General features: G+C 75.8%; 21 protein-coding genes. 11 read left to right on the top strand and 10 right to left on the bottom strand.

Annotated elements, in window-relative coordinates; all coding sequences use genetic code 11:
* The first annotated feature begins 164 nt into the window (after positions 1-164).
* Positions 165-950 (top strand): SDR family oxidoreductase, encoded by a 786-nt coding sequence (locus G1H19_RS02425; RefSeq protein ID WP_152732029.1) that lies wholly within the window; start codon positions 165-167, stop codon positions 948-950.
* Positions 951-1004: 54 nt separating this feature from the next.
* Here G1H19_RS02425 and G1H19_RS02430 read toward each other — a convergent pair whose 3' ends face one another.
* The gene (locus tag G1H19_RS02430) at positions 1005-2129 is read right to left on the bottom strand and encodes a UDP-N-acetylmuramate dehydrogenase (protein WP_162393129.1); all 1125 of its coding nucleotides are present in this window, start codon (positions 2127-2129) and stop codon (positions 1005-1007) included.
* A gap of 84 nt (positions 2130-2213) precedes the next feature.
* Here G1H19_RS02430 and G1H19_RS02435 point away from each other — a divergent pair, with 84 nt between their 5' ends.
* Positions 2214-3080: a methyltransferase domain-containing protein gene (locus G1H19_RS02435; RefSeq protein WP_162393130.1), complete on the top strand. Its 867-nt coding sequence runs from the start codon at positions 2214-2216 to the stop codon at positions 3078-3080.
* A 19-nt stretch (positions 3081-3099) separates the two neighbouring features.
* Here G1H19_RS02435 and G1H19_RS02440 read toward each other — a convergent pair whose 3' ends face one another.
* On the bottom strand, positions 3100-3558 hold the full coding sequence (locus G1H19_RS02440; RefSeq protein WP_152732027.1) for an NUDIX hydrolase: 459 nt from the start codon (positions 3556-3558) through the stop codon (positions 3100-3102).
* A 290-nt stretch (positions 3559-3848) separates the two neighbouring features.
* Between G1H19_RS02440 and G1H19_RS02445 the strand changes: the two genes are divergently transcribed.
* From G1H19_RS02445 to G1H19_RS02455, 3 genes are all read left to right on the top strand, one after another.
* Positions 3849-5129 carry a lipase family protein gene (locus G1H19_RS02445; RefSeq protein ID WP_162393131.1) on the top strand — a complete coding sequence of 427 codons (1281 nt, stop codon included), beginning with the start codon at positions 3849-3851 and terminating at the stop codon, positions 5127-5129.
* Positions 5130-5343: 214 nt separating this feature from the next.
* Positions 5344-6222: a spermidine synthase gene (locus tag G1H19_RS02450; protein WP_162393132.1), complete on the top strand. Its 879-nt coding sequence runs from the start codon at positions 5344-5346 to the stop codon at positions 6220-6222.
* A gap of 37 nt (positions 6223-6259) precedes the next feature.
* Complete coding sequence (locus tag G1H19_RS02455) at positions 6260-6460, top strand: PspC domain-containing protein (RefSeq protein ID WP_152732023.1); 201 nt, start codon at positions 6260-6262, stop codon at positions 6458-6460.
* 39 nt (positions 6461-6499) lie between these two features.
* On the opposite strand, the gene G1H19_RS02460 is transcribed toward G1H19_RS02455, so the two are convergent.
* The 8 genes from G1H19_RS02460 to G1H19_RS02495 all read right to left on the bottom strand — a co-directional run bounded on the left by G1H19_RS02460 (position 6500) and on the right by G1H19_RS02495 (position 12563).
* The gene (locus tag G1H19_RS02460; protein WP_152732022.1) at positions 6500-6784 is read right to left on the bottom strand and encodes a DUF2516 family protein; all 285 of its coding nucleotides are present in this window, start codon (positions 6782-6784) and stop codon (positions 6500-6502) included.
* 128 nt (positions 6785-6912) lie between these two features.
* The gene (locus G1H19_RS02465) at positions 6913-7731 is read right to left on the bottom strand and encodes a hypothetical protein (RefSeq protein WP_162393133.1); all 819 of its coding nucleotides are present in this window, start codon (positions 7729-7731) and stop codon (positions 6913-6915) included.
* Positions 7728-8180 (bottom strand): helix-turn-helix domain-containing protein, encoded by a 453-nt coding sequence (locus G1H19_RS02470; protein ID WP_162393134.1) that lies wholly within the window; start codon positions 8178-8180, stop codon positions 7728-7730. Before G1H19_RS02470 ends, G1H19_RS02465 begins: the two co-directional genes overlap by 4 nt.
* Before the next feature lie 165 nt (positions 8181-8345).
* Positions 8346-9311: an asparaginase gene (locus G1H19_RS02475; protein ID WP_235928165.1), complete on the bottom strand. Its 966-nt coding sequence runs from the start codon at positions 9309-9311 to the stop codon at positions 8346-8348.
* Between the two features lie 147 nt (positions 9312-9458).
* Positions 9459-10019, bottom strand: coding sequence for an RsiG family protein (locus G1H19_RS02480; RefSeq protein ID WP_162393135.1), 561 nt, complete (start codon positions 10017-10019; stop codon positions 9459-9461).
* The gene (locus G1H19_RS02485) at positions 10016-10927 is read right to left on the bottom strand and encodes a beta-keto acid cleavage family enzyme (protein WP_235928166.1); all 912 of its coding nucleotides are present in this window, start codon (positions 10925-10927) and stop codon (positions 10016-10018) included. The genes G1H19_RS02480 and G1H19_RS02485 overlap by 4 nt, the downstream gene beginning before the upstream one ends.
* Complete coding sequence (gene ygfZ / locus G1H19_RS02490) at positions 10924-12129, bottom strand: CAF17-like 4Fe-4S cluster assembly/insertion protein YgfZ (protein ID WP_152732017.1); 1206 nt, start codon at positions 12127-12129, stop codon at positions 10924-10926. The genes G1H19_RS02485 and ygfZ overlap by 4 nt, the downstream gene beginning before the upstream one ends.
* Positions 12126-12563 (bottom strand): Fur family transcriptional regulator, encoded by a 438-nt coding sequence (locus tag G1H19_RS02495; protein WP_235928167.1) that lies wholly within the window; start codon positions 12561-12563, stop codon positions 12126-12128. The genes ygfZ and G1H19_RS02495 overlap by 4 nt, the downstream gene beginning before the upstream one ends.
* Before the next feature lie 166 nt (positions 12564-12729).
* Between G1H19_RS02495 and G1H19_RS02500 the strand changes: the two genes are divergently transcribed.
* The 6 genes from G1H19_RS02500 to rbsD all read left to right on the top strand — a co-directional run bounded on the left by G1H19_RS02500 (position 12730) and on the right by rbsD (position 18687).
* Entirely contained in the window at positions 12730-13788 is a 1059-nt protein-coding gene (locus G1H19_RS02500; RefSeq protein ID WP_162393136.1) for a LacI family DNA-binding transcriptional regulator, read from the top strand.
* Complete coding sequence (locus G1H19_RS02505) at positions 13785-15293, top strand: sugar ABC transporter ATP-binding protein (protein ID WP_152732013.1); 1509 nt, start codon at positions 13785-13787, stop codon at positions 15291-15293. Before G1H19_RS02500 ends, G1H19_RS02505 begins: the two co-directional genes overlap by 4 nt.
* Before the next feature lie 110 nt (positions 15294-15403).
* Positions 15404-16387, top strand: a complete 984-nt coding sequence (locus G1H19_RS02510) for an ABC transporter permease (RefSeq protein WP_152732011.1) — start codon at positions 15404-15406, stop codon at positions 16385-16387.
* A gap of 58 nt (positions 16388-16445) precedes the next feature.
* Positions 16446-17384 carry a substrate-binding domain-containing protein gene (locus G1H19_RS02515; protein ID WP_152732008.1) on the top strand — a complete coding sequence of 313 codons (939 nt, stop codon included), beginning with the start codon at positions 16446-16448 and terminating at the stop codon, positions 17382-17384.
* Positions 17381-18307, top strand: coding sequence for a ribokinase (locus tag G1H19_RS02520; RefSeq protein WP_162393137.1), 927 nt, complete (start codon positions 17381-17383; stop codon positions 18305-18307). The genes G1H19_RS02515 and G1H19_RS02520 overlap by 4 nt, the downstream gene beginning before the upstream one ends.
* Positions 18304-18687 (top strand): D-ribose pyranase, encoded by a 384-nt coding sequence (rbsD, locus tag G1H19_RS02525; RefSeq protein WP_162393138.1) that lies wholly within the window; start codon positions 18304-18306, stop codon positions 18685-18687. The genes G1H19_RS02520 and rbsD overlap by 4 nt, the downstream gene beginning before the upstream one ends.
* The last annotated feature ends 28 nt before the right edge of the window (positions 18688-18715 follow it).

Raw genomic sequence — 18715 nt, forward strand, 5'->3', positions numbered from 1 at the left:
TCGTCGACACCGGTCCGGGCGGTGATGATGCACGACCACCACCCGGGCCCGACCAGGGCGGTCTCACCCGGGGGCCTCCCGGTGCAGCTCCGGGGGACCGCCGCTCATTCCCGCGAACGCCACCCGTGTCCGGCCGGCGGGCCGGCCCGCGCCAGGATGGGCGCATGGTCTCCCCCGTCCCCCCCACCCCCGTCCCGTCCCCGCCCGGCGCCGGGCGGGTCGCCGTCGTCACCGGCGCGTCGTCCGGGATCGGCGCGGCGACCGCCACCCGGCTGGCCGCCGAGGGGTTCGACGTGGTGCTCGCGGCACGCCGGCTGGACCGGCTCCAGGAGCTCGCCGGGCGGATCGGCGGCCGGGCCCTGGCACTCGACGTCACGTCGGCGGAGTCGGTGGCGGCCTTCGCCGCGGGGCTGCCGCGGGTCGACGTGCTGGTGAACAACGCCGGCGGTGCCTTCGACGCGGCGGCCGTGGCCGACGCCGACCCGGACTCCTGGACCCGGTCCTTCGAGGTCAACGTGCTGGGCACCGTGCGGGTCACCCAGGCGCTGCTGCCGGCGCTGCGGGCGTCCGGGGCGGGTGACGTGCTGTTCGTCGGGTCGACCGCCGGCCTGGTCAGCTACGAGGGCGGGGCGTCCTACACCGCCGCCAAGCACGGGGTGCACACGCTGGCCGAGACGCTGCGGCTGGAGCTGTGCGGCGAGTCGGTCCGGGTGATCGAGATCGCCCCCGGGATGGTCCGGACCGAGGAGTTCGCGCTCAACCGCCAGGGTGGGGACGCCGACAGGGCAGCCGCCGTCTACCGCGGCGTCGCCGAGCCGCTGGTCGCCGAGGACGTCGCCGACTGCATCGCCTGGGCCCTCACCCGCCCGCACCACGTGAACGTCGACCTGCTCGTGGTCCGCCCGCGGGCGCAGGCCGCCCAGCACAAGGTCGCCCGGCTCGAGAGCTGAGCCGAGCGAGCGTGGTCCGGAGGGTCCCCGAGCGAGTGGCTGGACGCGCTCCGGTCACCGGGGGGACGGCGCCTGGCCGCGGTGTGATCCGCCCGGACCGCCCTGTCCCAGCACCGTCGGCTCGGGCACCAGGGTGACGCCGAACCGCTGCTCGACGGCGGTGACGACGCGGGCGGCGAAGGCGATCAGCTCCGCGGCGGTGGCGCCGGGCTCGGTGGTCAGGGCCAGGCTGTGCCGCGAGGACGTGCCGACCCGGCCCTCCCGGGTGCCCCGGCCGAAGCCCGCGTGCTCGACCAGCCAGCCGGCGCTGAGCTTGCGCCGGCCTGCACCGGCGGGCCAGCTCGGGCAGTCGGGTACGGCGGCGGCCACCGCGTCGGCGACGACGGGGTTGGTGAAGAACGAGCCGGCGCTGCGCGAGTCCGGGTCGGCCGGGTCCCAGACCATGCCCTTGCCACGGCGCAGCCCGAGCACCGCCTCGCGCACCTGCTCGAGGGGCGCCCGTTCCCCCACCTGCACGCCGAGCCGGCGGGCCAGTTCCGCGTAGCCGACCGGCGCCGAGAGCGGGCCGGGCTGCAACGCGAAGGTCACGGTGAGCACCACGTACCGGCCGGGCTGCTGCTTGAGCCGGCTGTCGCGGTAGGCGAAGCCGCAGTCGGCGGGGGTGAGCACCTGCTCGGTGCCGGCGGTCCGGTCGAACACCCGCACCGCGACGATGGTCTGGGAGACCTCCTGGCCGTAGGCGCCCACGTTCTGCACCGGCGTCGCGCCCGTCGAGCCGGGGATGCCGGACAGCGCCTCGACGCCGGCCAGGCCGCGGCGCACGGTCTCGGCGACGAGGTCGTCCCACGGCTCGCCCGCCTGCACCTCCAGCAGCACCGCGCCGGCGTCGACGGGCCCGGCGTCGGAGCCGGCGGTCGCCCCGGCAGGCGCGGGCAGCGGGCCCGGCACCTGGTGCACCCCGCGGGAGCGCACGAGCACGACGTCGCCCGGCCAGCCGGCGTCCGGGGCGACCAGGTTCGAGCCTCCACCGAGCAGCAGCAGCGGCCGGCCGGCGTCGTCGGCGGCCCGCACGGCGGCCACGAGCGAGGCGGCGTCGGCCACCTCGACCAGGTGCCCGACCGGGCCGCCCACGCCGAGGGTGGTCAGGTCGGCGAGGGAGACGTCGGAGCGGACCGGCACCCCACCACGCTAACCGTGTGCCCGGCGCCCGGCCGCGAGGCGGACGGGCGTCACCACCGGGTGAGCCGACTACCCTCCGGACCGGTGAGCGGATCCGGTGCGGGGCAGGGCGGCGACCACACCCGCCGGGCCACGCTGCCGCCGGCCCGCCGCACCCCCCGGCTGGCCGCTGGACGCGCCCGAGCTCTGGGCCTGCCCACCCGGGGGACCACCAACGCCAACCGGTTGCGCCGGGTGGACCGCTGGCTGGCGGCCACCCAGGTGCCCCGCCTGCGGGACGCCGTCCGCCCGCTGGTGGTCGACCTCGGCTACGGCGCCTCGGCCGTCACCACCCTGGAGCTGGTGGACCGGCTCGCCCCGCTGGTGCCGGGGCTGGAGGTGGTCGGCCTGGAGATCGACCCGGCGCGGGTCGCCGCCGTCGCCGGGGACCGGGACCCGCCTCGGGTCGACTTCCGCCTCGGCGGCTTCGAGCTGGCCGGGCTGCAGCCGGTGGTGGTGCGGGCGTTCAACGTGCTGCGCCAGTACGACGAGCCGTCGGCGGCCCGGGCGTGGGAGACGATGCGCGGGGCCCTGGCCCCGGGCGGGATCGTCGTGGAGGGCACCTGCGACGAGTGGGGCCGCCGCGCCGCCTGGGTGGCCCTGGACGCCGACGGCCCGGTGACCCTCACCCTGGCGGCCCGACTGTCGGACCTCGACCGGCCCTCGGACCTGGCCGAGCGGCTGCCCAAGGCGCTGATCCACCACAACGTGCCGGGGAGACCGGTGCACACCTTCCTGTCCGCCTTCGACGCAGCGTGGGCCGCGGCCGCCGGGCTGTCGGCGTTCGGGACGCGGCAGCGCTGGGCGGCCGCGGTGGAGGCACTGGCCGACCAGGGCTGGCCCCTGGTGGGCAGCCGGCGGCGCTGGCGGCAGGGGGAGATGACGGTGCGCTGGTCCGCCGTGACCGACTGAGCAGCCCACCCCGCACCGGTCAGCCGGGGTCGAGCCGACCGGTCCGGGGGCGTTCCCGGAGCAGGTCCAGGCCGACGTCCACGAGGGTCAGCCGGGGCAGGCCGGGCAGCTCGGCGAGGTCGACCCACGCCGCTGCGTCCGTCGAGCCGCCCACCTCCGAGCGCAGCTCACCGCCGGTGACAGTGGCCGCGTAGACCAGCCGCAGGGCGTGGTGGTCGACCGTGTTCTCGTCCCGGACGATGTCCAGGCGCACCGAGTCCACCCCGAGCAGGGCGTCCACGACGACGTCGTGCCCGGTCTCCTCGGCCACCTCGCGCACCACGGCGTCCAGCGGGTCCTCACCGTGGTCGATGCCGCCGCCGGGCAGGGTCCACCGCCCGGCGCCCCGGCCGGTGAGCCGGGCGAGCAGGACCTGTCCGTCCCGCAGGCACACCGCGTAGGCCCCCACCCGCAGCCGGGCCGAGCGTCGAACCGTCATCGCACTCCTCCTGGCCGCGCACCCGGGTCCTGCGGCTGAGGGTCGCGCCTGCCTCCACCGGCGTCACGGTTCCTACCCCGTTCGGGTTACCTGCATGTAACGCACAGGTACGCCAAACCTACTGGCCAGTAATGGCCCGCCGAGTCGCCTCCATCACATCAGGTCCTCGTCGATTGGGATGTGGACCACATGACCCACGTCACTGCATGCTGCGCTCCGCAGCGGACCCTGGGGGGACCGCTCGCGGCGCCGAGCACGGCGCCGACCACCGCACGGATGCCGAGGAACGCGTGACACTGCAGCACGGACAGACCACCACCGGACGGCTCGGCGGGCTGGGACGGCTCGCCGTCGCCACCGCCATGGCCATCGGCCTGCTGGCGGTGCCCAACACCGCCATGGCGGCGCCGACGGGGCCCTCCCCGGCCACGCCGGAGTTCTACACGGTGCCCAACCCGCTGCCCGCAGGTGAGCACGGTGACCTGATCAAGTACCGCCCGCAGAACGCCAGCCTGCAGAACCTGGGCGCCACGGCGTACACGATCATGTACCGGTCGACCGGTTCCTCGCCGAACGGGGACCCGCTCACGCCCGGGGCGCCGTCGGGGGTCACCGGTTCGGTGCTGATCCCGAAGGCCCCGTGGCGCGGCGCGGGTCCACGACCGATCGTGTCCTTCGCGGTGGGCACGCAGGGCCTGGGCTCGAACTGCGCCCCGTCGAAGGCGCTGGAGAACAACCGGCAGTACGACGTCTTCGGACTGGGCAGCATGCTGCTCAACGGCTACGCGGTGCTGATGACCGACTACGCCGGATACACCAACGGTGACGTGCACACCTACATCGCCGGTCAGACGCTCGGCCACAACGTGCTCGACATCGTCAAGGCCGCCACCCAGATCCCCGGGTCCGGGCTCTCCCCGACGGCGCCGGTGGTCCTCTCCGGCTACTCCGAGGGTGGCCAGGCAGTCGCGTGGGCGGGTCAGCTGGCCCCCAGCTACACCCCGACCCTCAACCTGAAGGGCGTCGCCGCGGGCGGCGTGCCCACCAGTCTCGTGGCCACCGCACGCAGCCTGGACGGCGGCCCGTACGCGGGCTTCCTGATCGACGCCGTCATCGGGCTGAACCAGGCCTATCCCGCGACGCCACTGCGCGACCTGCTCAACGCGAAGGGCGTGGCCGCGCTGGACAAGGCCGTGCGCCCGCAGGAGTGCACGCTGGAGACCATCCTGGACTTCGCCACCACGCGGATCTCGACGCTGACCAAGGACGGCTCCGGACTCGACCAGCTGCTCGCCATCCCGGAGTGGCAGAAGGTCCTGGCGGCCAACGAGCTGGGCAAGCTGCCGATCAAGGCCCCGGTGTTCCTCAACGGTGCCCGCAGCGACGACGTGATCCCGCCGGCCACCCAGGACGCCCTGGTGACCGCCTACTGCGGGCAGGGCATGACGGTGCAGGTCGCCCGTTACCCGGGCATCCACGTCACCGGTGCCCTCACCAACCAGCCTGACGTCGCGACGTTCCTGCGGAACCGGTTCAACGACCGCGCCCCGGTGAACAACTGCCCGCGCTGACGGCCTGATCGGTCGGAGACCGAGGAGCGCGGCCGCGTCCAGCGGCCGCGCTCCTCGGGTGTCCGGCCACCGGGCGACCACCGGGCGTGCGGCACCATCACCGGGTGACCGTCTCGCCCGCCGACCCGTGCAGGGGGGCCGTCGTCCCGCTCACCCGGCGTGCCGGTGCACCCGCCCGACAGCTTGCCGCACCCCGGCCCACGGGCGGACGCGCGTGAGCCGGCGGGGCGGGCCGGTGCGGCGGGCCGCACCCGAGGTCCTGCCGCCGGGCCCGGTCCCGGTGCTCGGCGGCACCGCCGAACTGCTCGGCGACGCCGACCGGGACGACTCCTGGGTGCTCATGGTCGAGCGGACGCCGCAGTCGCACGTGGACCTGGTCGACCCCACGCACCTGGAGTTCGAGTACGTGCGCCGGATGGGCCACGTCCTGGACCTGGCCGCCGATCCCGGCCGCCCGCTGGACGTCGTGCACCTGGGGGGCGGTGCGCTGACGCTGGCCCGCTACGTGGCCGTGACCCGGCCCGGCTCCCGGCAGCGGGTGGTCGAGCTGGACGAGCCGCTGACCGAGTTGGTGCGCACCCACCTGCCCCTGCCGCGGGGAGCCCGGGTGCGGGTCCGCGCCGCCGACGCCCGGGCCGGGCTGGCGGCCCTGCACGACGCGAGCGCGGACGTGGTGGTCACCGACGTGTTCGCCGGTGCCCGCACCCCGGCGCACCTGACCAGCGTGGAGTTCGCCGCCGACGTCGCCCGCGTGCTGCGCCCGGACGGCGTCACGTGCGCCAACGTCGCCGACGGCCCGCCGCTGCGGTTCGCCCGGGCGCAGGTGGCCACGCTGCGGGCGGTGTTCGACCACGTCTGCCTGCTGGCCGAGCCGGGCACCCTGCGCGGGCGGCGGTTCGGCAACCTGGTGGCCGTCGCCTCGCGCCGCGAGCTGCCGGTCGCCGCGCTCACCCGCCGCTGCGCGGCGGACCCGATGCCGTCCCGGGTGGTCGACGACGTCGACCTGGCCCGGTTCGTGGGGGACGCCCGGCCGGTGACCGACATCGCCGCCGAACCCTCGCCGGCGCCCCCGGACGGGGTCTTCGGTTCCTGACAGCGGGACCCCAGCCACGGGGATTAGGGTCGGCGGCATGACCACCTCGCCGTACGGACGCCGCCTCGCCCGGGACACCCGTCACAAGGTGGTGGCCGGCGTGTGCTCCGGGCTGGCCCGGCGTTACGGGCTCTCCCGTACCGGCCTGCGCCTGGCGTTCCTGGTGTCCTGCGTGCTCCCCGGCCCGCAGTTCATCGCCTACGTCGTGCTCTGGGTGGTCATGCCGGCCGACCGCTGAGCACCGGGCCGCCCCGCCGATGACAGGGCGGCCGTCAGGTCACCAGCTGGAGTTGCCGCGCTTGAGCCCGCGGATGGCCGGGCGCACGTCGACCAGGTACACGACGGCGCCGATCACGGCCGGCAGGCCGAGGAAGCTCAGCGGGCCGATGGCGTACAGCAGCACCAGCGCGACACCGGTGATGCCCAGCCAGGCCGCCTTGGTGAGCTTGCCGGCGGCGACGTAGGCCTCTGCGGGGCGGATCAGCGCATCGACCAGCGCCCAGGCCGCCAGCCCCAGGCAGGCCCAGCGGACGACGAGGTACACGAGCTCGTCGAAGGTCATGCCGCGAGGGTACCCGTCGGGCCGTCGATCGAGGGTTCCACGGCCACGCGCGCCGCAGCGCCCGGGGAGGACGCCACGGCCCCCCGGCGCGGTGCGCCGGGGGGCCGTGGTCTGGTGGTGCTGCGGGCTCAGCCCGCCGGGGTGCTCTTGGCCGGGACGGCGGTGGGGTCGGCCGGCTTGGCGGTCCGCGCCCGGGACGCCCGCGGGGCGGTGTCGGCGGAGTGCGGCGCGGTGTCCGAGGAGCTCGGGGCCGCCGTCTTCGCGACGGTGGTGCGGGCGTTCTTGCGGGGGGCCTTCGTCACCGGGGCGGCGGTGGCGTCACCCTCGGCCACCTCGGTGACGGCGGCCTTGGCAGCGGCCGCGGCGGAGCGCGCCTCACCCTCGACCTCGTCGATGGCCTTGTCGGCACGGGCGGCAGTCTTCTGCGCGACCGAGGTCACCTCGGCCGAGGCCTTGTCGACGGCCTCGGAGGTCTCCTCGAGCACGTCCTCCAGCGCGTCCTCGACGGCGTCGACGGCCCGCTCGGTGCGGCTGACGACGGCGCGGAAGCCCGGCTGGCGGCGCAGCTCGCCGACCAGCTTCTCGCCGCGCTCGGCCAGCTGCTCGATGGTCACCAGGGCCTGCTTCCGGGCGCTCTCGACCAGGCCGGCCATGGTGTCGGCCAGGGCCTCCGGGCGCACCGAGGAGGCGGCCTGGGTGGCGGCGGTGCGCGCCTGGGCAGCAGCCGCCGCGGCCTGCTCGGCCCGCTGGCGGGCCTCCTTGGCGGCCAGGTCGGCCTGGACCTGCAGCTCGCCCGGCAACGCCTCGGCGCGGGACCGCAGCTGCTCGACGACGGTGCGCGCCTTGTCCAGGACGACGTCGCCGGCACCGATGGCGGCCAGCAGGCCGGTGCGGCCCTGGTTGGCGGCGGTGTCGCCGTAGCTCTTGAGGGTGTCGGTGGTGCTCATGCTGGTTCCTCCTGGGGGGCGGTGGGGGTGTGCGGTACGGAGTCCGCGCGGGTGAAGGTCTCGTAGAGCTCGAGCAGCACGTGCTTGTGCCGCTCGCTCAGCGCGGGGTCGGCGAGCACGGCGGCGACGGTCTCCGGCGTGCCGGAGCGGCGGTCGAGGATGCCGGCGTGCTCGTACAGCGTCTCGGCGGAGATCTTCAGGCCGCGGGCGATCTGGGCCAGGATCTCGGCCGAGGGCTTGCGCAGCCCCCGCTCCACCTGGGAGAGGTAGGGGTTGCTGACGCCGGCGGTGCGGGCGAGCTCGCGCAGCGACACCTGCGCCGCCGCGCGCTGCTCGCGGATGAACTCCCCGACGGTCGAGCCGACCGTGCCGGCCTCGGCCGCGGCGGTCACCACGGTCTCGCGGACCGAGGTCACCTGCTCGCGGACGAAGTCGGTGGGCTTCTGCACGGCTCCACCGTAGGCGCGGGTGCTAGCTCCTGCAAGCAGACTGGCTAGCAGCCCGGGTGACGCTGCTCACCCGGCTGGGGCCTTCACGTCCGCTCGGATCGACACCGCCAGCCCGCCACGATGGCCGTCTCGGCGGGCTGAGGGGGGACGATCGGACCGGGGGTGTCAGGAGCGTAGGACGGCGGCGGCGCGCACCGCACCGACGGTGCCGGTGCCGCCGGACACCGGCGTGACCGCCCAGCGCTCCAGCAGCCCGGCGGGCACGCCGACCCTCAGCAGCCCGGCGGTCAGCGCGGGCAGCCGGCCGCGGTCTCCGCCGTCGTCCAGCTTGAGCGCGACGGCGCCGCCGTCCGGCAGGGCCGCGACGTGCACGCCGTCGGCGCCGCCCTTGACCAGCAGCCCGGGCACCGCCTGCATGAGCTCGGTGTCCTCGCGCCCGGTGCCGGCCACCAGCCACGGGTGCGCGCGCATCGCGTCGGCGACGGCCCGGCCCGGGGTGCCCGGCGGGGCCTGCACCAGCCCGAGCACCCCGCGGGCCAGCCCGGTCAGCGAGATCGCGTGCTGGGGTGCGCCGCACCCGTCGACCACCACCGCGGCGACCGGCTCACCGGCCGCCTCGCCCAGCCGGGCCTCGACGGCCTGCTGCAGCGGGTGGTCGCGGGCCAGGTACCCCTCGGTGGGCCAGCCGGCGGCGACGCAGGCGGCCAGCATCGCGGCGTGCTTGCCCGAGCAGTTCATCGCCAGCGCCTCCGGCGGCCGGCCGGCCACCAGCCAGCCGGCCCGGGTGGGCTCGTCCCCGGGCAGCGCGGGTGGGCAGCCCAGCGCCTCGGGACCGAGCCCGGCACCGCGCAGGACCTGCTCGGCGAGGGAACGGTGGCCGTCCTCCCCGGAGTGCGAGGCGGCCGAGATCGCCAGCTCCTCCGTGCTGGCCGGCAGCCACCCGGCGTCCAGGAAGACGGTGGCCTGCACCGGCTTGTTCGACGACCGGGGCAGCACCGGCCGCCGCACGTCCCCGGCGGAGAACAGCTCCGCGCCGTCCGGGCCGAGCACCACGAGCGCCCCCCGGTGCACCGACTCCAGGAAACCCGAGCGCTCCACCTCCACCAGCACCGGCGCATCCGACCAGCCCACGACCACGTCCTCCCGATCGACCAGATGACTCGAGCCCGAAAAAGTCAGGTGCCGTGCGCCCGGAGCAGTCAGGCGGGCACGACGCCGGCCCCGTCGCAGGGTCCCGCGGCGAGCCTGCGAGTCGTGGGGGGCGAGGGGGTCCTTCCCCTAGTGGCGGGCCTCCGCGGCGAGCAGGGCGGCGACGTCGGCCTCCCCGTCGCGGTAGCGGCGGCCCAGCTCGCCGGCGAGGGCGTCCATGACCTGCTGCACGCCGCGACGCCGCTCGGACAGCCCGCGCTCGGCGGCGGCCAGCGCCCGCGCCGCGGTCTCCAGCTGGTCGTCGGGCAGCTCGGCGATGTCGGAGAGGTCGACGCCGGGGGCCAGGCTGTTCACCCAGTGCTCCAGCTCCAGCAGCTCGGAGGGCTGCAGGGTCTGGTGTCGGCCGAGGCCGTGGGCCGGGCCGCGGCCCTTCTCGCTGAGGATCTCCGGCAGCAGGTCCAGCAGCGACCGGCCGTCGTGCTCGGCCCGGCGCTGCAGCTCGCGGCGCACCATGTCCAGCCGGCCCTGCAGCAGGCGCCGGGTGTAGGAGAGGTTGACCTCCTCCTGCTCGGCACGGCGGCGCTCGCGACGCACGTCGGCCATCGGCAGCGCGGCGGCGCGCTCCAGGTAGGCGGGGTCGAGCAGGGCGTCGACGGCGGCGCCGCCGGCCTGGCCCGGGGTCTCGGTCACGGGGCGCCTCCGGTGTCGGTCGGGCTCGGGGTGGTGCCGGTCCCGGCGCCGCCGGCAGGTGCGATGCCGAGCAGCGTCCGGGCCTGGTCGGGGGTCAGCGGGGGGCGCTGGGCGATCTGGGCGAGCCCGGCGGCCCGGGCGACCAGCTGGGTGTTGTCCCGCACCGGCTCCCCCGGAGCGTAGGTGAGCGTGTCCTCCATGCCCACCCGGAGGTGCCCGCCGGCCGACAGCGCGGCCAGCATCACCGGCAGCGAGGTGCGGCCGACGCCGGTGGCGGCGAAGGTCGTGCCCGCGGGCAGCGTGCTGCGCACCTCGGCGACGCAGGCGGCCAGGGCTGCGGTGGTGCCCGGCATGCCGCCGGGCACGCCCATCACCAGGTCGACGTGCACGTGCCCGCCGTGCGGCAGGCCGTGCCGGTCCAGCAGCCGGGCGAGGGTGGCCAGCTGCCCGAGGTCGAACACCTCGTACTCGGGCACGATGCCGCGGGCCTGCATCTGGGTGTGCAGCTCGACGATCAGCCCCCACGGGTTGCTGAACACGTCGTCCCCGAAGTTGACCGTGCCCAGCGTCAGCGAGGCGGCGTCCGGCGCGGCCTCCAGCACCGCGACCCGCTCGGGCAGCGGGTCGGTCACCGCTCCCCCGCTGGACAGCTGCACGACCAGCGCGGTGGCCTCCCGCACCGCGGCCACCAGCTCGCCGACGTGGCCGAGGTCCAGGGTGGGCCGCGCCTGGCCGTCCCGGACGTGCAGGTGGACGACGGAGGCGCCGACGGCCTCGCAGCTCCGGGCGGCGGCCACGATCTCCTCGACCGAGACCGGCAGCGCCGGGACGTCGGCCTTCGCCGTCTCGGCGCCGGTGGGGGCGACCGTGATCAGGGTGCCGGCGGGCACCGCGGGGGCGGGGGTCACCGGCCGATCGTGGCAGACCGCACGGCCCGCACCCGCTCCCGGGCCGCGGCCGTCGTGTCGTCGGGGGCCTGCGGCGCCGCGTCGTCCGGGTCGATGGCGGCCACGGCCTCACCGGCGTGCAGCACGGCGTCCTGCCGCACCGACTGCTTGACCAGGGCGAGGGCGACGACGCCGAGCTCGTGGTGCCGCACCGCCGTCCCGATCCGGCCGACCGTGACCCCGCCCTGTCCCCGGACCCCACCCGTGGCCCCGCCCTGCCCCCGGACCCCACCCGGCCTGGTGCCGGCCGTGACCGGCGTGCCGGGCGCGGGCAGCACCTCGCTGACGCCGTCCAGGTGCAGCAGCACCTGGCGCCGCGGGGGCCGGCCGAGGTTGTGCACCCGGGCCACGGTCTCCTGTCCGCGGTAGCAGCCCTTCTGCAGGTGCACCGCGGTGCCCAGCCAGGGCAGCTCGTTGGGGATCGTGCGGTGGTCGGTGTCCACGCCCGCCCGGGGACGGCGGGCCTCGACCCGCAACGCCTCGTAGGCGTCCAGGCCGGCGAGCACCGCCCCGGCGTCCAGCAGCAGGTCGGCGCGGGCCGCGGTCTCGGCACGGGGCACCAGCACGTCGACCACGGCGGCCGACCCGTCCCCGATCGGCGGCATCCGGCGCACGAAGCCACCGCCGTCGAGCGGCAGGACGGCGTAGGGGGCCTGCGGCACCGGCCAACCGGCGGCGGCCAGGACGTCGTCCCCGTGCGGGCCGACCAGCGACAGCAGCGCCCACGCGTCGGTGACCAGCGCCGGCTCGACCCGCAGCATGAAGCGCATCCGGTCCAGCCAGGCGGTCAGCGCGGCGCCCGTGCCCGGCTCGACGTCGGCGTACACGGCGCCGCCCAGGTCGGCGAGGGTCAGGTGGTGCTCCACGTGCCCGTGCGGGGACAGCACGAGGGACTCGGTGCCGGTGCCGTCGGCCAGCTGCTCCAGGTGCTGGCTGGTGAGGCTGTGCAGCCAGCTCAGCCGGTCCGGTCCCGGCACGGCGACGACGTCGGCGTTGCTGCGGTCGACCAGTGCGGCGCCCTCGGCGGCCCAGCGCTGCTCGGGCAGCGGCTGCCCGTAGTGGGCGGCGACCGGGAACGCGCCGGCGGCGGGCGTGCCGCGGCCGGGGGGCATGTCCTCCAGCGACACCGCGCCGGGTCGGGCGAGCAGGGGGGAGGCGGTCATGACTGCTCCGATCGGGTGCGGCAGGCCCGGCAGGTGCCGGACAGCGCCACGTGGCCTGCGTCCAGGGTGAAACCCAGATCGGCGCTGAGACGTTCCGCCGCGTCGCTGAGCAGGTCGGTGTCGACCGAGGCGATGTCGCCGCAGGAGGCACACACCACGTGCAGGTGCGGCCGCTCGGCGGCGTGGTAGATCGGCGCGCCCTTGCCCAGGTGGGTGTGCCACACCAGGCCGAGCCGCTCCAGCAGCTCCAGGGTGCGGTAGACGGTGGAGGTGTCCGGGGCGGTGCTGCCCGAGGCGGCGCGGGCGTGCGCCCCGATGTCCTCCGGTGTGCCGTGGGCCAGCTCCACCACGGCGGCCAGCACCTGCTGGCGCTGCGTCGTCGAGCGCAGCCCGCGTGCCCGCAGCTGCTCCGCCAGGTCCGGCCCGGTCTCCACGGCCCCGACCCTACGGCGACCACCGCGCGCCCGGGGAGCCCGGACGCCGGGGTCGCCCGCCGGCTGCCCGGCCCCGTCGTTTGACACCTCTGTGGTGTGGCTCATACAGTCCTGGAACCGATTCCATGGAATCGATTCCAAGCCATCGACCGGACGGAGCAGACCCGTGGACCCCGCCACCATCCGGGACGTCGCCGCGCTCGCCGGCGTCTCCGCGGCGACGGCCTCCCGGGTGCTCTCCGGCAACCCCGCCACCTCCCCGGCGGCCCGGGCCCGGGTCGAGCATGCCGCCCGCGAGCTGGACTTCCGGCCCAACGCCCAGGCCCGGGCGCTGCGGCGCACCCGCTCGGACAGCATCGGGCTGCTGGTCTCCGACGTCCGGAACCCGTTCTTCGCCGACCTCGCGCACACCGTCGAACAGGCCGCGCTGGAGGCCGGGTACGTGACCCTGCTGGGCAACGCGAACGAGAGCGAGCAGCAGCAGGACCGCTACCTGGACACGCTGATCTCCCGGCGGGTCGACGGCGTCATCGTGGCCCCGCAGGGCGACGGCAGCTCCAGCATCGCCACCCTGGTGGCCCGGGGCATCCCGACGGTCTTCGTCGACCGGACCGTCCCGGGGGTCGACGTGCCGAGCGTGACCACCGACAGCGACGCGGGCCTGCGCGAGGCGGTCGCCCACCTGGCCGGGCACGGCCACCGCCGGGTCGGCTACATCGCCGGCCCGCCGACCGCCTCCACCGGTCGCGAGCGGCTCGCCGCCCACACCCGCGCCCTCGCCGAGCACGGGCTGGACGCCGACCCGGCCCTGGTCGTGTCCGGTGACTTCCAGGCCGCGAGCGGGTCGGCCGCCGTCCGGTCACTGCTGGAGCTGGCGCACCCGCCGACCGCGATCCTCGCCGCCGACAGCCTCATGGCCGTGGGTGCGGTCCGCCAGCTGCAGGAGCGCGGCATCCGGATCGGCGTGGACGTGGCCGTGGTCGCCTTCGACGACATCGAGTGGTTCTCGCTGATGAACCCGCCGCTGACCGGGATCGCGCACAGCGTCGAGGCGATGGGCCGCGCCGCCGTCCGGCTGCTGCTGGCCGTCATGGCCGGCGAGCGCCCGGACCCGGTGCGGCTGCCCAGCTCGCTGGTCCCGCGCGCCTCCTCCGACTTCGCGGTACCGGCCCGCCCGGTTGTCGCCGTCCCGCCGCCGTCCACCCCCCGGGAGCAACCGTCATGACCCAGCAGCCCCTCCTCACGCTCGAGCGGGTGAGCAAGTCCTTCGGGCCGGTCACCGTGGTCAGCGACGTCACCGTGCACGTGCACGCCGGCGCGGTGCAGGTGCTCCTGGGCGAGAACGGCGCCGGCAAGTCGACGCTGATCAAGATGATGGCCGGGGTGCACCAGCCCGACGGCGGCCGCGTGCTCGTCGACGGCCGGCCGGTGCAGCTGCCCAACGTGCACGCCGCCGAGCAGCTGGGCATCGCCACCATCCACCAGGAGCTGAACCTGGTCGGGTCGCTGAGCGTGGCCGAGAACGTGATGATGGGCCGGATCCCGACCCGGTTCGGCCTGGTCGACCGCCGGGAGCTGCGCGCCCGGGCCCGGGCCGCCCTGGACCTCATCGGGCTCGACGTCGACGTCGACGCCCGGGTGGGTGACCTGGGCATCGCCCGCCAGCAGCTCGTCGAGATCGCCAAGGCGCTGAGCGTGGACGCCCGCATCCTCGTGCTCGACGAGCCGACCGCCGCGCTGACCCGGCGCGAGACCGAGAACCTGTTCCGGGTCGTGGCGCAGCTGCGCGCCCGCGGCGTGGGCATGGTCTTCATCAGCCACCACCTGGACGAGATCGCCGAGATCGGCGACACCGTGCTGGTGCTGCGCGACGGCCACGCCGTCGCCGAGGTGCCCGCCAGCACCCCGGAGGACGAGCTGGTCCGGCTGATGGTCGGCCGCAGCATCGACGAGCAGTACCCGCGCGGGACCGGGCCGGTCGCCGAGGGCACCGAGGTGCTGGCCGTGGACGGTCTCAGCTCGGCGGGCTCGTTCAGCGACATCAGCTTCCGGGTGCGCCAGGGCGAGGTGCTGGGCATCGCCGGGCTCGTCGGTGCCGGCCGCACCGAGCTGCTGCGGGCCATCGCCGGCGCCGACCGGTACGACGCGGGCACGGTCACCGTGCGCGGCCGCCGGCTGCGCCCGGGGGACGTCGGCGCGGCCGTCGCGGCCGGCGTCGGACACGTCCCCGAGGACCGCAAGGCCCAGGGCCTGGTGCTCGACGCCTCGGTCAACGACAACCTGGGGTACGCCACGCTCGCCTCCACCGCCCGGATGGGCCTGGTCGACTTCGCGGGCCAGCGCCGCCGCGCCGAGCAGGTCGCGGGCACGCTGCGCATCCGCATGCACGACATCGACCAGCCGGTCCGCTCGCTGTCCGGGGGCAACCAGCAGAAGGCCGTGTTCGGCCGCTGGGTCATCGCCGGTTCCACGGTGCTGCTGCTCGACGAGCCCACCCGCGGCGTCGACGTCGGCGCGAAGGTGGAGATCTACGAGCTGATCAACGCGATCACCGCGGGCGGTGGCGCCATCGTCATGGTCTCCAGCGAGCTGCCCGAGGTGCTCGGCATGAGCGACCGGGTGCTGGTGATGCGCGACGGCCGGATCGCCGGCGAGCTGAGCGCCGCCGAGGCCACCCAGGACGCCGTCATGACCCTGGCCACCCGCGACGTGGCCCCCGCGCAGCCGTGAGCGACGCACCCGTGACCCGCGCACCCGTGACCGGCCCACCCCGGGCACCCGACCCCGCCGCACGACCCGGCACGCACCCGGCCACCGGCCTCCCCGAGAAGGACGACGTCATGACCAGCACCCTCGAACAGGCACCACCGACGACCCCGGACCGGCGCACCCGGGTCGCCCGCTTCCTGGCCGACAACGGCGCCCTGGTGGGCCTGGTCGTGCTCTGCGTCGCGCTGTTCATCGCGACGCCGGACTTCCTCACCGGGCGCAACCTGCTGAACATCGGCATCCAGGTGTCCACGGTGGCGGTGCTCGCCTTCGGTGTCACGTTCGTCATCGTGGCCGGGGGCATCGACCTGTCGGTGGGCTCGGTGGCGGCGCTGTCGTCGATGGTGTCCGGCTGGTTCTTCGCCTCCGCGGGGCTGCCCGGCTGGCTGGCGCTGCTCGCCGGCCTGCTCACCGGCCTGCTGACCGGCGTGGTCAACGGGCTGGCCAGCGCCTACGGCCGGCTGCCGTCGTTCATCGCGACCCTGGCCATGCTCAGCGTGGCCCGCGGTCTCACGCTGGTCATCTCCGACGGCCGACCGATCCCGACGTCGCCGCAGGTGTCGTTCCTGGGCTCGGACGTCGGGCCGGTCCCGGTGCCGGTGATCGTGCTGGTCCTCGCCGCGCTGGTCGCCTCCTTCGTGCTCAACCGCACGGTCGTCGGCCGGTCGATGTACGCGGTGGGCGGCAACCCGGAGGCGGCCCGACTGTCCGGGCTGCCGGTGCAGCGCATCCTGGTCACGGTCTTCGCCCTGTCCGGGCTGTTCGCCGCGCTCGCCGGGCTGCTGCTGGCCGGCCGGCTGGACTCGGCCCAGCCGCAGGCGGCCGTGGGCTACGAGCTGGACGCCATCGCCGCGGTGGTCATCGGCGGCGCCTCGCTGGCCGGCGGCGTCGGCCGGATCTCGGGCACCGTCATCGGCGCGCTGGTGCTGGTGGTGATCCGCAACGGCCTGAACCTGCTCAACGTCACCTCCTTCTGGCAGCAGGTCGTCATCGGCCTGGTCATCGCGATCGCCGTCGGCTTCGACGTGCTGCGCCGCCGGACCCGCACCGGCTGACCCCCCCTCTCCCCCACACCTGACCCGCACCTCCCGACCCGACCGAAGGACACCGACGATGACGTCACTGCGCAGCACCGCCACGATCGCCACCATGACCGCCCTGGTCCTCGCCGCCACCGCCGGCTGCAACCGGGAGAGCAGCGCCGATGCGTCCCAGCCGACCGTCGTGCTGTCGCTCTCCACGCTGAACAACCCCTTCTTCGTCGAGCTGCGGGACGGCGCCCAGGCCGAGGCCGACGCGAAGGGCGCGGACCTCCAGGTCGTGGACGCCCAGAACGACTCGGCCACCCAGGCCAACCAGCTGCAGACCGCCGACTCCGCCAGCACCGACGCCGTCATCGTGAACCCGGTCGACTCCGACGCCGTCGGCGCGTCGGTCACGGCGCTCAACGGCTCCTCGATCCCCGTGGTCGCGGTCGACCGCACCGTCACCGGCGCCGACGTCGCCTCCTTCATCGCCAGCGACAACGTGGCCGGCGGCAAGCAGGCAGCCGACGCGCTCGCCGCGGCCATCGGCGGGCAGGGCCAGGTCATCGTGCTCCAGGGCGTCGCCGGCACCTCGGCCAGCCGGGACCGTGGCCAGGGCTTCGCCGAGGGGATCGCCGCCTACCCCGGCATCACCGTGGTCGCCCAGCAGACCGCCGCCTTCGACCGGGCGACCGCGCTGGACGTCACCACGAACCTGCTGCAGGCCAACCCCGGGGTCGTGGGCGTCTTCGCCGAGAACGACGAGATGGCGCTGGGTGCCGTGCAGGCACTCGGGGACCGCGCCGGCACCGACGTGCAGGTGGCCGGGTTCGACGGCACCACCGACGGCATCGCCGCGGTGCAGGCGGGCACGATGGTGGCCACGATCGCCCAGCAGCCGGGCGACCTCGGCAAGCTCGCCGTCGACGCCGCGCTCGCGGCCATCGCAGGCGACGAGGTCGAGGCCACCCAGTCCGTCGAGGTCGTCACGGTGACCAAGGACAACGTCGCCGACTTCGCCCAGTGACAGCTCCTGGCGCAGGTGAGGTCGTCGTCGTCGGGTCGGTCAACGTCGACCAGGTCGTCCGGGTCGCCCGGCTGCCCGCCCCCGGGGAGACCCTGCTGGCCACGGGCATGACGCTGCTGCCCGGCGGCAAGGGCGCGAACCAGGCCGTGGCCGCGGCCCGGCTGGGCGCGGCCACCACCCTGGTCGGCGCGGTCGGCGACGACTCCTCGGCCGCCGCCGCCCTGCCGCTGCTGCGCGCCGCGGGCGTGGACGTGACCACCGTCGAGGTCGTGCCCGGACCCACCGGGCTGGCCATCGTGACCGTCGACGACGCGGGCGAGAACTCGATCGTCGTGGTGCCCGGTGCCAACACGGCGGTCGACGCCGACGCGGTGTCCCGGCACGCCGGCGTGGTCGCCGGGGCCGCGGTCGTCGTGCTCCAGGGCGAGATACCGGCAGCCGGGGTGGCGGCCGCGGCGCGTGCGGCCACCGGCCGGGTGCTGCTGAACCTCGCCCCGGTGATCCCGCTCGACCCGTCCGTCGTCCGGCTGGCCGACCCCCTGGTGGTCAACGAGCACGAGGCCGGGCTGCTGCTGGAGCAGCTCGCGCCGGGCAGCGGGACGCCGTCCGACGACGCCGCCCTGGTAGCCGCCCTGCGCGCGCAGGGCATCGCCTCGGTGGCCCTCACCCGGGGCGCGGCCGGCGCGATCTGCTCGGACGCCGACGGCACGCACACCGTCCCGGCGCCGACGGTGCGGGCGGTGGACACCTCCGGGGCCGGCGACGCGTTCGTCGGCGCCCTCGCCGCCCGGCTGGCGGTCGGCGCCTCCCTGCTGGAGGCGGTACAGCTGGCCGTCCGGGTCGGCGCGCACGCGGTGCAGGGCCACGGCACCCAGCCGTCCTACCCCACGCTGGACGACGCGCTGCCCGAGGTGGCGCGGTGAAGCGCAGCGGAATCCTCAACGGCCGGCTCAACGAGGCCGTCAGCCGGCTGGGCCACGGCGACGTGGTGGTCGTCGCCGACTGCGGCCTGCCCGTGCCGGACGGCGTGCCGTTCGTCGACCTCGCCGTCGTGCACGGCGTCCCGCGCTTCACCCAGGTGCTGGACGCCCTGCTGGCCGACGCCGTCTTCGAGGGCTGCGTCGCGGCCGAGGAGGCCCGCTCCGGCCCGGCGGCCGGCTGGGTCACCGAACGGTTCGCCGAGGTCGGCTACGTGCCGCACGCCGACCTCAAGGCACTGACGGCCTCGGCCCGGCTGTTCCTGCGCACCGGCGAGGCCACCGCCTACGCCAACGTGGTGCTGCGCTGCGGCGTCCCGTTCTGAGCCGGCAGCCGGTCGCCGGCGGGTGCGG

The sequence above is a fragment of the Goekera deserti genome (assembly GCF_010685995.1).
Classification (GTDB): Bacteria; Actinomycetota; Actinomycetes; order Mycobacteriales; family Geodermatophilaceae; genus Goekera; species Goekera deserti.